This window comes from Zooshikella sp. RANM57 (assembly GCF_050749885.1).
GTDB lineage: Bacteria > Pseudomonadota > Gammaproteobacteria > Pseudomonadales > Zooshikellaceae > Zooshikella.
The window spans coordinates 181,122-196,032 of record NZ_JBOIUB010000008.1 but is presented as its reverse complement, the minus strand read 5'-3'; the positions used below and the strand labels follow the sequence as shown (position 1 = coordinate 196,032).

General features: G+C 42.4%; 15 protein-coding genes. 3 read left to right on the top strand and 12 right to left on the bottom strand.

Annotated features, from left to right (window positions below; genetic code table 11):
* Positions 1-6 precede the first annotated feature (6 nt).
* From ACQ96U_RS17600 to ACQ96U_RS17590, 3 genes are all read left to right on the top strand, one after another.
* On the top strand, positions 7-750 hold the full coding sequence (locus ACQ96U_RS17600; protein ID WP_431722574.1) for an SDR family oxidoreductase: 744 nt from the start codon (positions 7-9) through the stop codon (positions 748-750).
* 130 nt (positions 751-880) lie between these two features.
* A complete protein-coding gene (locus ACQ96U_RS17595; RefSeq protein ID WP_431722573.1) occupies positions 881-1,621 on the top strand; it encodes a helix-turn-helix transcriptional regulator in 741 nt (246 codons plus the stop codon).
* A gap of 237 nt (positions 1,622-1,858) precedes the next feature.
* On the top strand, positions 1,859-3,124 hold the full coding sequence (locus ACQ96U_RS17590) for an MFS transporter (protein WP_431722572.1): 1,266 nt from the start codon (positions 1,859-1,861) through the stop codon (positions 3,122-3,124).
* 97 nt (positions 3,125-3,221) lie between these two features.
* Here the strand turns inward: ACQ96U_RS17590 and ACQ96U_RS17585 are convergent, their stop codons facing one another.
* The 12 genes from ACQ96U_RS17585 to ACQ96U_RS17530 form a co-directional block, all read right to left on the bottom strand.
* Positions 3,222-3,995 carry a substrate-binding periplasmic protein gene (locus ACQ96U_RS17585; RefSeq protein ID WP_431722571.1) on the bottom strand — a complete coding sequence of 258 codons (774 nt, stop codon included), beginning with the start codon at positions 3,993-3,995 and terminating at the stop codon, positions 3,222-3,224.
* A gap of 271 nt (positions 3,996-4,266) precedes the next feature.
* A complete protein-coding gene (gene glmS / locus ACQ96U_RS17580; RefSeq protein ID WP_431722570.1) occupies positions 4,267-6,099 on the bottom strand; it encodes a glutamine--fructose-6-phosphate transaminase (isomerizing) in 1,833 nt (610 codons plus the stop codon).
* Positions 6,100-6,169: 70 nt separating this feature from the next.
* The gene (gene glmU / locus ACQ96U_RS17575; RefSeq protein ID WP_431722569.1) at positions 6,170-7,543 is read right to left on the bottom strand and encodes a bifunctional UDP-N-acetylglucosamine diphosphorylase/glucosamine-1-phosphate N-acetyltransferase GlmU; all 1,374 of its coding nucleotides are present in this window, start codon (positions 7,541-7,543) and stop codon (positions 6,170-6,172) included.
* Between the two features lie 219 nt (positions 7,544-7,762).
* On the bottom strand, positions 7,763-8,182 hold the full coding sequence (locus tag ACQ96U_RS17570) for a F0F1 ATP synthase subunit epsilon (RefSeq protein WP_431722568.1): 420 nt from the start codon (positions 8,180-8,182) through the stop codon (positions 7,763-7,765).
* A gap of 62 nt (positions 8,183-8,244) precedes the next feature.
* Complete coding sequence (atpD, locus tag ACQ96U_RS17565) at positions 8,245-9,621, bottom strand: F0F1 ATP synthase subunit beta (RefSeq protein ID WP_431722567.1); 1,377 nt, start codon at positions 9,619-9,621, stop codon at positions 8,245-8,247.
* A 42-nt stretch (positions 9,622-9,663) separates the two neighbouring features.
* Positions 9,664-10,524 carry a F0F1 ATP synthase subunit gamma gene (gene atpG, locus ACQ96U_RS17560; protein WP_431722566.1) on the bottom strand — a complete coding sequence of 287 codons (861 nt, stop codon included), beginning with the start codon at positions 10,522-10,524 and terminating at the stop codon, positions 9,664-9,666.
* A gap of 89 nt (positions 10,525-10,613) precedes the next feature.
* A complete protein-coding gene (gene atpA / locus ACQ96U_RS17555; RefSeq protein WP_431722565.1) occupies positions 10,614-12,158 on the bottom strand; it encodes a F0F1 ATP synthase subunit alpha in 1,545 nt (514 codons plus the stop codon).
* 16 nt (positions 12,159-12,174) lie between these two features.
* Positions 12,175-12,708 (bottom strand): F0F1 ATP synthase subunit delta, encoded by a 534-nt coding sequence (locus ACQ96U_RS17550; RefSeq protein WP_215821859.1) that lies wholly within the window; start codon positions 12,706-12,708, stop codon positions 12,175-12,177.
* A 14-nt stretch (positions 12,709-12,722) separates the two neighbouring features.
* On the bottom strand, positions 12,723-13,193 hold the full coding sequence (locus tag ACQ96U_RS17545) for a F0F1 ATP synthase subunit B (RefSeq protein ID WP_431722564.1): 471 nt from the start codon (positions 13,191-13,193) through the stop codon (positions 12,723-12,725).
* A gap of 78 nt (positions 13,194-13,271) precedes the next feature.
* Complete coding sequence (atpE, locus tag ACQ96U_RS17540) at positions 13,272-13,529, bottom strand: F0F1 ATP synthase subunit C (protein WP_431722563.1); 258 nt, start codon at positions 13,527-13,529, stop codon at positions 13,272-13,274.
* Positions 13,530-13,590: 61 nt separating this feature from the next.
* Entirely contained in the window at positions 13,591-14,469 is an 879-nt protein-coding gene (gene atpB, locus ACQ96U_RS17535; RefSeq protein ID WP_431722562.1) for a F0F1 ATP synthase subunit A, read from the bottom strand.
* A 27-nt stretch (positions 14,470-14,496) separates the two neighbouring features.
* A complete protein-coding gene (locus ACQ96U_RS17530) occupies positions 14,497-14,871 on the bottom strand; it encodes a F0F1 ATP synthase subunit I (protein ID WP_431722561.1) in 375 nt (124 codons plus the stop codon).
* Between the last annotated feature and the right edge of the window lie 40 nt (positions 14,872-14,911).

Genomic DNA, 14,911 nt, shown 5'->3' with positions numbered 1-14,911 from the left:
AAGAATATGCATAAGCTTATTTTAATCACAGGTGCCAGTCGTGGTATAGGAGCAGCAACTGCACTACTTGCTGCTTCAAAAGGCTACAATGTAATCATCAATTATAAGTCTCAAAAAGATAAAGCAACCCGCTTAAAGGAACAAATTCAAGCGCATGGTGGTAATGCCTCAATAATCCAGGCAGATGTAAGTTGTCCAAACCAAGTGATTCATATGTTTAATGAAATTGATTCATTAGGTATACTGACAGCATTGGTTAATAACGCAGGTGTTGTGGATTTACAATCCTCGTTTGTTGATGTTAGCCCTGATCGCTTACAACGTATTTTTAATACTAACGTGATTGGTGCTATGTTATGCGCTCAACAGGCTATTAGACGAATGTCTACTCGTCATGGGGGTAATGGTGGTAGTATCATCAATGTCAGCTCAAGCTCAGTGATTACTGGCAGCCCAAATGTATATGTTGATTATGCCTCAAGTAAAGGTGCGCTTGATGTTTTCACCAAAGGATTAGCCAAGGAGGTTGCTCAGGAAGGTATCCGGGTCAATGCTGTTCGTCCTGGCTTTATAAGCACAGAGATTCATGCCGATACAGGAAATACAGATCGCTTTAACAACGCAAATAAAATTATTCCACTTGGAAGATGCGGGAGTTCTGAAGAAATTGCAGAAGCAATCTTATGGCTCTTATCAGAAAAAGCTTCTTACTGCGTTGGAAGTTTTTTGAATTTAACAGGCGGTTTGTAATTGTTGATAATAAGTAGCAGTGTCAGACAATTTAAATAACAGTACTATCTAATATGATGACAAGCTGAAAGTGCCATAAAACACACTCAAAGGAGTTACTTAATCCACTCTATGGAAAGAGGGATCATCCGTGATTATTAAAAATAACCATCCGCTTATAAAAGCGTCAACATATATGCCTCAATGGCAAATACGTCACTTTAGCTGGCTACCTATTAATCAGATAGTTTACAATTATGTGCATTATGATTATGGCATTGCTAGCTTCGGAACGGATATTGATTGGTTTAGAGCGTACTGGGAGTATGGGTTACAAAACAAAGTCATTGGTAGGCTTAAGCCTGGGTTTCATAGTTGGACACTGAATAATCATCTTCGAGCTGAAACCAGACTCGCCCATAAAAGCGGACTAAAATACAAGCTCGATATCGTTATCCAACATGAAAACTATTGTCAATTGTTTAGCATTGGTAGTCTCATGCCTGCTCAAGTTGTACTAGATAACATTCTAAGCAATTACCAATTATTTCAAGAAAAACTGCAGACTCTAGCAAATAGCCTACACAACATTATTGATGAGACTGGCTCTAAAATCTATCTAGAGCCAGATATTTCACTACGTGATCAGCTGGTTATTAATAATAAAATTCAGCAACCAGCAGACAGTTTAAACCTTACCCACATAGAAAAGCAGTGCCTGGATTTGCTTAACCTTAAATACTCCACCAAGGAAATGGCTAATTCATTAGGACTAAGCGAAATTGGTATAAAAGCGATTATTTACCGTATCAATGCAAAATTAAAAGAAGACCATCCCGCTTACTTTCAGTTTAAGGAAAAAAGTCAGTCTATTGGATTAATGAAAGCTTAGTTTTACTATATCCTACAATAAGTTTTATAGGGATTCAGGCTTAAACATTGTAGGTTTGCTGAACATTGTAGGTTTGCTGAACATTGTATGTTTTCTTCAAGGCGGTTTCCTATAAAGCATTATGCTGAAGAAACTCAATCAACCAAATGCCTTGTATTATGGTAATTATTCAGATTCTCATCAGCAGTGAATACGCTTTAAACATTAAAGCTGGGGACAAGGAAGGATAAGAAGTATATGTCAATTTCAAAAAGACAAATAGCACTGGTTATTGCTGGAAATGCTTTCGAATGGCTTGATTTTGTTGTCTATGCAAGCCTATCCAGTGTGCTGACTAAGTTGTTTTTTCCCAATACAGATTTTAATTCTGGCTTACTAATGACATTAGCCATTTTTTCAATGTCATTTTTAGCACGCCCCATTGGTGGTTTAATATTTGGACATTTAGGAGATGCTTATGGGCGACGACTTGCTTTGTATACTTCAGGGGGTATTTTAGCGTTTACATCAATAGCAATTGCACTCATGCCAACCTATGAAACACTGGGTATTGCTGCCCCTATAATTTTACTGTTAGTACGAGTCATACAGTCCATTGCTATTGGGGGAGAATACCCAGCACTCGTAACCTACTTAATAGAATCGAGTCCAACTGGAAAACGGGGGCTTTACGGTACCTTTGTTCAAATATCAACCACTGGTGGTGTTTTACTGGCAACATTAGCTATGATGGGCCTTAATAGTTGGTTAACGGATGAACAAATTATTGCCTGGGGTTGGCGTTTACCATTTGGCATTGGCTTCATTACATTACTAATATGTCTGTATTATCGATTCAAATTACTAGAAACTCCTGAGTTTCAAGCTGCACGCAAGAAACTCACGCATTTTACGAAAGCCCCCGTCAAAGAGGCTTTAACCCAGCATTATCGTAGCATCATTTTTATCTTTATTATGATTATGGCACCTGCTGTTGTTTTTTATACTTATAATATTTCAGGGCAAATGTTAGTAAAGCGACTGCCAGTATCAGACCAAGTCAAACTGTGGTTGCCTGTTTTCAATGCAATATTACTAACAGGACTTATGCCCGTTTGTGGCCTATTAATTGATCGCCTAGGCTGGCAAAAAGTGATGGGTACTGGTTTTATTCTGGCCATTATTGCCGCAACACCCATCTATTATATTATGCAGCAACCAGGCTTATTCGCTTTACTATCAGCACAACTACTGTGGGCAATTATTGCTGCGCTCATTCTTTCTTGTGTGCCTATCTCACTTGTTGATAGCACAGAAGTCAGTACCCGAACTACAGTATTAGCCATTAGCTATAACTTATGCTTGGTACTCTTTGGGGGATTTACACCAACCATTAATCTTATGTTAAGCAACTATAACCCGGTGTTTCCAGGTGTTTATATCTCCGTAGTATCACTTATATCACTACTGTGTATTGCAAAGTTCAGTCCCCAAGCATATGCACAACAACTACAACGAGCTTAATTACCGCTACTCCCTGTGTATTGAATATAAGTTAAAAAATTATAAAGCCGGAATCATGTCCGGCTTTTTATTTCACATTAATATTTAACTTAATCCATTAAAGAGTCGGGTTTGGTTCAATAAAAAAATCATGTTCTAGCATTAACTGCAACAAAGAACCATTTTTTTGCATTTTTTCAAGGCTACTATTAAATACTTTAACAAGCGCTTCATTTTCTTTACTAAAAGCTACGTGTAATTTATTCTCAGATAATACTTTAGGTAAAAATTTTACCTCTTTTAATAGTAAAGGGGATATTTTCTTTATTTCATGTCGAGCAACAAGTTCATCCTCAAGTGTTAAGTCTATTCGATGGTGTAACAATTTATAAAAATTTATAACGAAAGTTCGCTCAGAAATTTTTGCTATTTCTTTAGATATATCAAATTCTTTATTATAGGCATAATCACGAACAACACCTATTCGATAAGATTTTAGATCAGAAAATTTATTATATGTAATATCACTATTAGTACGCTTAATAAACTTTATCCGATTATACATATAAGGATCAGAAAAATTCAGTTTTTGAGCTCGCTCCTCAGAATACCAAACATCAAGCAAACCATCATAATCTCCTTCTATGGTTCCTTTGAGAGCCCTGGCCCAGGGCAAAATATGCACCTGAACTTCATATTCATTGCTACTAAAAATTTTTCTAATTAATTGTGGTGAAAAACCATTACCTTTTAAATTTGCTCCACTATAAGGGGGCCATTCAGTCGCAGCAAACTTAAGTTCTTTACTGTAAGCGTGAGACAGCACAATCACAAAGGAAAACAAAATAGCAAATAAACCACTTACCACTGAGTTGTTCAGCTTAGTTACCATGAACAATTCTCTGCTGTAGGATTATCCATTTAGTGTAAATACAATAACTTGGTTATCAAACTAACTTAACACTAGCATTGGACAGTTTAGCTTTCCAATACAGCCAACATATTGAAATAACATCCATGCTGTCATATAAATTGATAAACTTTCATGGTTTACCAACAAATAGGTAGATAGACATGATTATTTAGGATTTTATCAATAATAAGTAATAAAAAAGCCGGAAATCATTCCAGCTTTTTTATTACTGAGTTGACTACTAATGAAATTATTCAACCGTCACTGATTTTGCTAAGTTACGTGGTTGGTCAACATCAGTACCTTTGATAATAGCTACATAGTAAGACAGCAACTGGAGAGGTACAGTGAAAATAATTGGGGCAACCACCTCATGTACATGCTCAATGTACATGACTTTTACCCCATCTCCACCTTTAATTTGAGTCGCTTGGTCCGCAAATACATAGAGTTGGCCACCCCGTGCACGCACTTCTTCCATATTTGACTTAAGTTTTTCCAATAAATCGTTATTCGGTGCGACAACAACGACAGGCATATCGGTATCAATTAACGCAAGAGGTCCATGTTTTAACTCTCCTGCTGCATAAGCTTCAGCGTGAATATATGATATTTCCTTTAATTTTAATGCACCTTCCATTGCAATGGGATACTGGTTTCCACGCCCTAAAAATAAGCTATGGTGCTTTTCTGAAAAGTCTTCAGCAAGGTCTTCAATATCACCAGCTAGCTGCAAAACATGATTAAGATGATTAGGTAGTTCTTTTAATGCTTTAACTATTTCAGCTTCTGTTTCTGCGGACATGCCACGATAACGACCAATCGCAGCAACCAGCATTAAGAAGGATACCAGCTGAGTTGTGAATGCTTTAGTTGATGCAACACCTATTTCTGCACCGGCTCGGGTCATAAACGACAGGTCAGATTCACGTACAAGTGATGAACCAGGAACATTACAAATAGCCAGTGATGCCATGAATCCCTGCTCTTTTGCCAAACGCAATGCCGCTAAGGTATCTGCCGTTTCACCTGACTGAGAAATGGTTACAAATAAACAGTTTTTGGGGACAACTGATTTGCGATAGCGAAATTCAGAGGCAATCTCAACATTACACTGCACCCCTGCGATACTCTCAAACCAGTAACGGGCAACAAGTCCAGCATGATAGCTTGTGCCACAGGCAATAATCTGGACTGACTCAACTTTACTGAAAATATCATGCGCTTCATGACCAAAGCTTGCTTCAATCACTTGCTTATCCGTAAGCCGTCCTTCTAGCGTATTGATAATAGCATCAGGTTGCTCATGAATTTCCTTTAACATGTAGTGTCGGAACTTGCCTTTATCACTAGCGTCATGAGTGACTGTACTTTCAGATTCTTCACGCTGGACGGGCTTGCCAGCTTGATCATAAATATCAATGCTGTCACGCGTTATCTCAGCAACATCACCTTCCTCAAGATAAATAAAGCGCCGTGTTACTGGCAATAAAGCCAACTGATCAGAAGCAAAGAAGCGCTCACCAATACCGACCCCTATCACTAAGGGGCTACCAGAACGAGCACCAATCAATCGGCTAGGATCACGACGATCCATGGCAACCATTCCATACGCCCCTTCCAGTTGCTCAACAGCCCGCTGCACAGCTTCAAGTAAGCTATTTGTATGCTGTATTTCCGCGTGAATCAGATGAACAATAACTTCGGTATCTGTTTCCGAGATAAATTCATAGCCCTGTTTTATTAGTTTTTCCCGTAATAGTTCGTGATTTTCAATAATACCATTGTGGACTACCGCTATATCACCGCGAGAAACATGAGGGTGCGCATTACGTTCGCTGGGCTCTCCATGCGTTGCCCATCGGGTATGAGCGATTCCTGTACCACCTTGCAAGGGCTCAAGCTTAAGTGCATCAGCCAACTCAGCCACTTTGCCTAGACGACGCAACCGATTCAGCTCGCCAGCTTGATTAACGACAGCCATACCAGCCGAGTCATAACCCCGATATTCCAGACGACGAAGCCCTTCAAGCAAAATCTCAGCGACATCCCGTTGAGCTACAGCACCCACAATTCCACACATAACCACGTTCCTTATACTTAAAAACCAGCTTTACAGGTAACACGTCTTATTTACGTGCTGCATTATCTTGCTATTTCTTTTTTGGTCGTTGCCAACCATCAATATTCGTTTGTTTTCCACGAGCTACCGCAAGCTGTTCAGCTGAAACGGCTCGAGTAATAGTTGAACCAGCACCAATAGTGGCTCCTTGAGCAATAGTTATTGGAGCAACCAACGAACTATTGGAGCCTATAAATACATTATCCTCTATTACGGTTTTGTGCTTATTTACGCCATCATAGTTACAGGTAATGGTACCTGCACCTACGTTTACACCTGAGCCAATGTCTGCATCGCCCACATACGTCAAGTGGTTTATTTTACTCCCTACACCCACATTTACTTTTTTGGTTTCAACAAAGTTACCCACTTTAGCTTTTTTAGCCAAAACGGTGGCGGGTCGTAAACGTGCAAAAGGTCCAACTTCAGCGGCAATACCCACCTCAGCAGACTCCAGCATTGAATTTGCTTTAATAACCGCATTATCCGCTATGACACTATCAGAAATAACACAGTTAGGTCCTATTACTACGTTATCACCAATAGTCACAGCACCTTCAAAAACGACATTGACGTCAATAAATACATCCTGCCCAACCGTTACATTTCCACGAACATCCAAACGATTTGGGTCAGCAATGGTTGCTCCTGCAAGCATTAACCGCTTAGCTTGTTCGAACTGAAACCATCGCTCTAGTTCAGCCAACTGTACACGGTTATTAACACCTTGAACTTCCTGCTCACAACTAGGATGAACACCATTAACCGTCATTCCATCAGCAACTGCCATGGCGACAATATCCGTTAAATAGTATTCTCCTTGGGCATTATCATTACTCAGTTTAGGTAGCCACTGTTTTAGTTTTTCAGTTTTTACCGCCATGATGCCTGTATTGATTTCTTTAATGGTTAGCTGCTCTGGGCTTGCATCTTTATGTTCAACTATTGCCCTAATATTCTGTTTGGCATCACGTACAATACGTCCATAACCTGTGGCATCAGCTAACTCAACAGTTAACAAAGCAAAACCACTCTGCTTTGCTGCAATTAATAAGTCATGCAGTGTATTCGTCTGTATTAATGGCACGTCACCATACAAAATAAGTACAACATCTGACTCATCAATATGGGAAACAGCTTGAGCAACAGCGTGCCCCGTACCCAACTGTTGAGCTTGGGTTATCCAATTTACAGCATAATGGTTAAGTCGGTGCTTTACAGTATCCCCACCATGGCCAACAACGACATGCAATTGCCGTTGATCCTGTTGCTGCATGGCGTGCTGAGCTGCCAACATGACATGCTCTAACATGGGTTTACCTGCCAAAGAATGAATAACTTTTGGCAGCTTGGATTTCATTCGTGTGCCTTGGCCTGCAGCCAAGATGACAATATCAACATTCATGATTAGTCGTGAGGTACTTGTTGGTAATTTTTACAGATAGGGATTAGCAGTAATCCCAACTTTTTGAAAAACCGTACAATTAAAACGAACTATTAAGGTGGCAATAGTTGCTTTGCAAATCCTACACCATCGTAAAAATTAAAAAAGCGTCTATAGCGAGAGTTCAATCATAAAAAAAGGGTAGCATAGCTACCCTTTTTCAAATCAGCTCGTATCTTATCAACGCTTTTGCCGAATATGTTGCAAAGTACGAAGTTTTGCTGCCGCTTCTGCTAACTGGCTAGCTGCACGAGAATAATCAAACTCACCACTTTGATTAGCCAGAGCCTGCTCTGCTTCTTGTTTAGCACGAACAGCTGCCGCCTCATCAACATCACTGGCGCGTAATGCAGTATCAGCAAGCACAGTGATTGAATTCGGTTGAACCTCAAGGAAGCCACCAGAAACATAAAATATTTCTTCTTTGCCACCTTGTTTCACGACACGAACAGGACCAGGTTTAAGGTCAGTCAACAGGGGAGCATGGCCAGGGGCAATACCCAGGTCACCCAAGTTACCTGTTGCAATAACCATCTCAACCAAGCCTGAGTAGATCTCCTGCTCTGCGCTGACGATGTCACAATGTACTGTAATTGCCATCGCGGTATGCCTCGCTGCGGCCTAAGCCGGTACCTGTAAACCTGCTACCGGCTGAAGGCTCATTAAAGTTTCTTGGCCTTTTCAATAGCCTCGTCAATACTTCCCACCATATAGAAAGCCTGCTCTGGTAGGTCATCATATTCACCTTCCAGAATGCCTTTGAAACTACTGATAGTTTCTTTAAGTGGTACATATTTGCCTGATGAACCAGTAAAGACTTCAGCAACGAAGAACGGCTGAGACAAGAAACGCTCAATCTTACGTGCACGGTTAACAACAGTCTTATCTTCTTCTGAAAGCTCATCCATACCCAGAATGGCAATGATATCTTTCAGTTCTTTATAACGCTGGAGAACAGACTGGACACCTCGTGCAACGTCGTAGTGCTCTTGACCAATAACCAAAGGATCAAGCTGACGTGATGTTGAGTCTAGCGGATCAACTGCAGGGTAAATACCTTTTGCCGCGATATCACGAGACAATACAACAGTAGCATCCAAGTGCGAGAAGGTTGTTGCGGGCGATGGGTCAGTCAAGTCATCCGCAGGTACGTAAACGGCCTGAATTGATGTAATCGAACCGGTTTTCGTTGACGTAATCCGCTCTTGCAGTACACCCATCTCTTCTGCCAGTGTTGGCTGATAACCTACCGCAGATGGCATACGACCTAACAGTGCAGATACCTCAGTTCCCGCCAAGGTGTAACGATAAATATTGTCAACAAACAACAGTACGTCACGACCTTCATCACGGAATTTCTCAGCCATGGTCAAACCTGTCAGAGCCACACGTAAACGGTTTCCAGGTGGTTCATTCATCTGACCATATACTAGAGATACTTTGTCCAGTACATTTGATTCCTGCATTTCGTGGTAGAAGTCATTACCTTCACGTGTCCGCTCACCTACACCAGCAAACACAGAATAACCACTGTGCTCGATGGCGATGTTACGGATAAGCTCCATCATGTTGACAGTCTTACCAACGCCTGCACCACCGAACAGACCTACTTTACCCCCTTTCGCAAAAGGACAAACCAAGTCGATTACTTTAATACCTGTTTCAAGCAGCTCATTGGCAGCCGCTTGCTCATCGAAAGAGGGTGCTTCACGGTGAATAGAGTAACGCTCTTCCTCACCAATAGGCCCTTTTTCATCAATTGGATTACCCAACACGTCCATAATACGGCCCAGGGTTTCTTTACCCACTGGCACTTTAATTGGCTCGTTAGTGTTCTTAACATCCAAACCACGGCTCACACCTTCAGTTGAACCCATGGCGATTGACCGCACCACGCCATCACCCAGCTGCTGCTGTACTTCAAGGGTTAAGTCTCTGCTCTCAACTAAAAGAGCATCATAAACCTTGGGTACAGAATCGCGGGGAAACTCTACGTCGACCACGGCACCGATAATTTGTACGATACGTCCGCTACTCATCGATGGTTCCTCATATTCAATAACCTGAACCTGTTCAAACCATTAAACAGCGGCAGCGCCGCCAACGATTTCTGAAATTTCCTGAGTGATTGCTGACTGACGGGCCTTGTTATAAACCAGCTGTAGCTCATCAATCAGATTACCCGCATTATCCGTTGCACTCTTCATTGCAACCATTCGGGCAGCCTGTTCACAGGCATTGTTCTCAACAACGGCCTGATAAACCTGAGACTCAACATAACGAACCAGTAAGCCATCAAGTAACTGTTTGGCATCAGGTTCATATAAGTAGTCCCAGTGATGTTTCAATGTTTTGTCATCACTGGCTTGCAAGGGGAGCAACTGCTCACTGTTAGACTCTTGCGTCATAGTATTCACAAAACGGTTGAACACCAGATACAGGCGATCAATTCGACCTTCTTCATAGGCATCAAGCATTACCTTAACGCCACCAATCAGGTCAGCAATGGAAGGCTCATCACCCAAACCATTGATAGCTGCTACCGCATTACCACCATAGTGGCGGAAGAAGGCACCAGCTTTGCTGCCAACGAGGCAAAGATCGATCTCTGCACCTTTGTCAGCCCACTGTTTCATTTCAGTAATGGTTTTCTTGAACAGGTTAATGTTCAAGCCGCCGCACAGACCGCGATCAGACGACACGACGATAAAACCAACCCGCTTGACCTCTCTTTCGGTCATGTAGGTGTGGCGATACTCAGGGGTTGAGTTGGCAATGTGACCAACCACCTCACGAATGCGCTCCGCATAAGGACGGCTGTGCTGCATACGATCCTGCGCCTTACGCATTTTACTCGCCGCCACCAACTGCATAGCACTGGTGATCTTTTGTGTGTTTTTAATAGTCGCAATCTGTGTGCGAATTTCTTTTCCGACTGCCATGTAGCACCCTTTCAGGTTGAAAACATTACTGATGCCAGTAATGCAGCAGCGGATCAGTCAATGACCTAAGTCCCTGACTGATACCTTACTTACCAGGTTTGAGTTGCTTTAAACTTCTCAATACCTTGTTTGATACCTGCTTCAATTTCGTCGTTGTAGCTGCCAGACTCATTAATCTTACTCATCAGCTCAGCGTATTGGCTGTTCATGAATGAAATTAATGCAGCTTCAAAGTCAACGATCTTCTTCAGCTCAACGTCTTCCAGGTACCCTTTATCTGCTGCGTAAATACTGACGGACATTTCAGCCACACTCAGCGGCGAGTATTGTTTCTGTTTCATCAATTCAGTTACGCGCTGGCCATGCTCCAACTGCTTACGTGTTGCTTCATCCAAATCTGAAGCAAACTGTGAGAAAGCAGCCAGTTCACGATACTGAGCTAAAGCAGTACGGATACCACCTGACAGTTTTTTCATAATTTTCGTCTGCGCAGCACCACCTACCCGAGATACTGAAATACCAGGGTTAATCGCAGGACGTATGCCAGAGTTAAACAAGTTCGTTTCCAAGAAAATCTGACCATCCGTAATCGAAATTACGTTTGTAGGTACGAATGCAGAAACGTCACCTGCCTGAGTCTCTATGATTGGCAATGCAGTCAGAGAACCCGTTTTGCCTTTAACTTCACCATTGGTAAACGCTTCTACATAGTCAGCATTTACCCGGGCGGCACGCTCTAACAAGCGAGAATGTAGATAAAATACGTCCCCAGGATAAGCCTCACGGCCAGGTGGGCGACGTAATAGCAAGGAAATTTGACGGTAAGCCCATGCCTGTTTGGTCAAATCATCATAGATGATTAATGCATCTTGACCACGGTCACGGAAGTACTCACCCATTGAACAGCCCGCAAAGGGTGCCAGGAACTGCATCGGTGCAGGATCAGCAGCACCTGCTGCAACCACAATGGTATGCTCCATGGCACCATGTTCTTCAAGCTTACGTACAACGTTAGCAATAGAAGACTGCTTCTGACCAATCGCTACGTAGATACATTTAATACCAGTACCTTTCTGGTTGATAATGGTATCAATCGCTACTGCAGATTTACCTACCTGGCGGTCACCGATGATCAACTCCCGCTGACCACGACCGATTGGAATCATGGAGTCAATTGCTTTCAAACCCGTTTGTACTGGCTGATCAACTGACTTACGTGCAATTACCCCAGGTGCTACTTTTTCAACAGGTGCAGTCAGTTCAGCATCAATAGGCCCTTTGCCATCAATAGGATTACCCAATGCGTCAACTACACGGCCTAAAAGCTTTTCACCAACAGGTACTTCCAGAATACGACCCGTACATTTTGCTGTTTGACCTTCAGCCAAACCTTTGTAATCACCTAGAACAACGGCACCGACTGAGTCACGTTCCAGGTTCAGCGCCATACCGAATACGCCGCCGGAAAACTCAATCATTTCTCCGTACATTACGTCAGCCAGTCCATGGATACGAACAATACCATCAGATACGCTGACGATCGTGCCCTCATTACGGGCTTCACTTGCGATATCAAGCTTTTCTATTCGCTGCTTGATAATATCGCTGATTTCAGATGGATTCAGTTGCTGCATGCTATGCCCCTTTAACTCAGGATCTCATCGCGTCGGCCAATTGATCAAGCTTGGCACGGATACTGCCATCAATTACCAGATCGCCAGCTTTGATGATAAGACCACCTAACAGGCTCTTATCAACCTTATTCTCAACATTAATTTCACGACCGAAACGCGAGCTGAGTGATTTTGCCAGTTTATCCTGCTGTTCAGCTGTCAGTTCAAAAGCTGAAGTTACTTGTACGTCAACTTTCTTCTCTTCTTCAGCCTTTAACTGCTCAAACAGGCCAGCGATGTATGGCAGCAAGGTTAAACGTTTATTGCTTGCTAGAGCGTGAATGAAGTTTGCTCCGTGGCTATCAATTTCATCACCACACACATCTAAAAAAACGGCTGCCCGGGTCTCTCCATTTACATCAGGAGAGGACAGCAACTGTTGTACCTTTGGCTGCACGGAAATTGCAGCACCCAGATTTAACATTGCTGACCATTTTGACAGGCTTTTTTTAGCCACTGCAAACTCAAACGCTGCTTTTGCATAGGGTCGAGCTAAGGTGGTCAGTTCCATTTGGCTAACCCCTGTTATAGCTCAGCGGCAAGCTGGTTTACGAGTTTGCTTTGCGCTTTCTCATCAACCGCTTCACCAAGAATTTTTTCTGCCCCGGCAATCGCTAAAGTTGCTACCTGAGCACGAAGTGCTTCACGTGCGCGGTTAACTTCTTGCTCGATTTCTGCCTGAGCTGCAACCTTTATCCGCTCACCTTCAGTTCTTGCTTGCTCTTTAGCTTCTTCAATAATCTGAGATGAACGTTTATTAGCCTGCTCGATAATATCAGCAGCTTGTTGTTTTGCTTCACGTAATTGCTTGCCAGCTTTATCTTGAGCCAGCTCTAAATCACGCTTCGCGCGATCCGCAGCCTCTAAACCATCAGCAATTTTCTTTTGTCTCTGCTTCAGTGCTTGCATGACTGGAGGCCATACATACTTCATACAGAAGATAACGAAAATCGCGAAGGCCAGTGACTGTCCTATAAGGGTCGCATTGAGATTCATGCCAACACCTCTCGCTGTATTTTTATAGGACAACTAATGCACAAACGACTGGCACTAGCCGTTATTTGCATAAATGACCTACTTACCAACCAAATCAAGGAAGGGGTTAGCGAAAGTGAAGAACAACGCAATACCCACACCGATCATAGTAACCGCGTCCAATAGACCCGCTACGATGAACATTTTAATTTGTAGCATTGGTACCATTTCAGGTTGACGAGCAGCACCTTCAAGGAATTTACCACCCAACAATCCAAAACCAATCGCAGTACCTAAAGCACCCATTCCGATTAAAAGAGCTACTGCGATCGCTGTTAAACCAACTACAGTTTCCATTTATTTCCTCCCGACAGTCGTCGTCTTTAGTTAAAGAAAAGTGATGACAAAAACCGATAGATTAATGGTCTTCATGAGCCATACTTAAGTACACAATAGTCAGCATCATGAAAATAAACGCCTGCAGTACAATGATCAAAATATGGAAAATTGCCCATGGTACTGAAAGGAACCACTGCGCCCACCAAACAGGTATCAGCGCTATAAGAATAAATATCAGCTCACCAGCGTACAGGTTCCCAAATAGACGTAAAGCCAGAGAAACAGGCTTAGCCAGCAACCCAACGAACTCTAGTAAGAAATTAAAAGGAATCAGAGACCAGTGGTTGAAAGGATGCAGCGTTAACTCGCTAACAAAGCCACCTACACCTTTAACCTTAATGCTGTAGTAAATAATTAACCCAAACACAGCCAACGCCATTGCTATTGTGGCATTAGGGTCCGTGGTAGGTACTACCTTCATATATGGAATGCCAATATTTGTCGCAATGAGAGGCAACCAATCGACAGGTACCAGGTCCATGAGGTTCATTAAAAAGACCCAGACAAAAATAGTCAGCGCAAGGGGAGCAATCAACGCATTCCGACCATGGAAGGTATCTTTAACGTTGGTGTCTACAAACTCTACCATCAACTCGACAAAGTTTTGCAAAGCACCTGGTACGCCACTTGTTGCATAAATAGCTGCTTTTCTGAACAGGTATAAAAATACTACCCCCAGAAAGATCGACCAACCAAGTGTATCTAAATGAAATGCCCAAAAGCCCATTGCTTTGGCTTCTGCAGCATTATGCGCAATCGTCCATGCCGAGTCGGTTAACGTCTCAACCACCTTACCATGATGATCAACCCGCTCAAACCCTTCTGGCAGCTGGCCAAATGTTAAATTCTGTAAATGGTGCTGAATATACTCAGCAGATGTTTGGTTTTCAGTCGCCATGGTATGCTCTCGCAGTAATCCAATAAGCTAAAACTTTATTATCCAGGCAGTAAACCAGTTCACCATCTGAACAACAATAAAGATCCCAAACAAGGCGAAGACATTAAGTGGTTTTACGAAAATAAAAACCAACGCAAAAATTATTGCGGTCAAAATAAGTTTTCCAGCTTCACCTTTGTAAAACGATCTGGCTATTTTTTGTGCAGCACGAGCACCTGAGTATGCAAACGCATTGCTAACCAAATAGGCATTAGGCAACAAAGAAGCTAACCCACCCAGCAATGCCGAATAGGCGACAACTGTACTATGCAGCCATAAAACCAATGCGGCCAATACCGTAATTAAGAGTTGTATAATTATTACACGGTATATGGGCGGCTTTTTTAAGTGGGGTGCAATCATGTAGCAAAAGCCTTTGCTACTATAACAAACAACACCACCA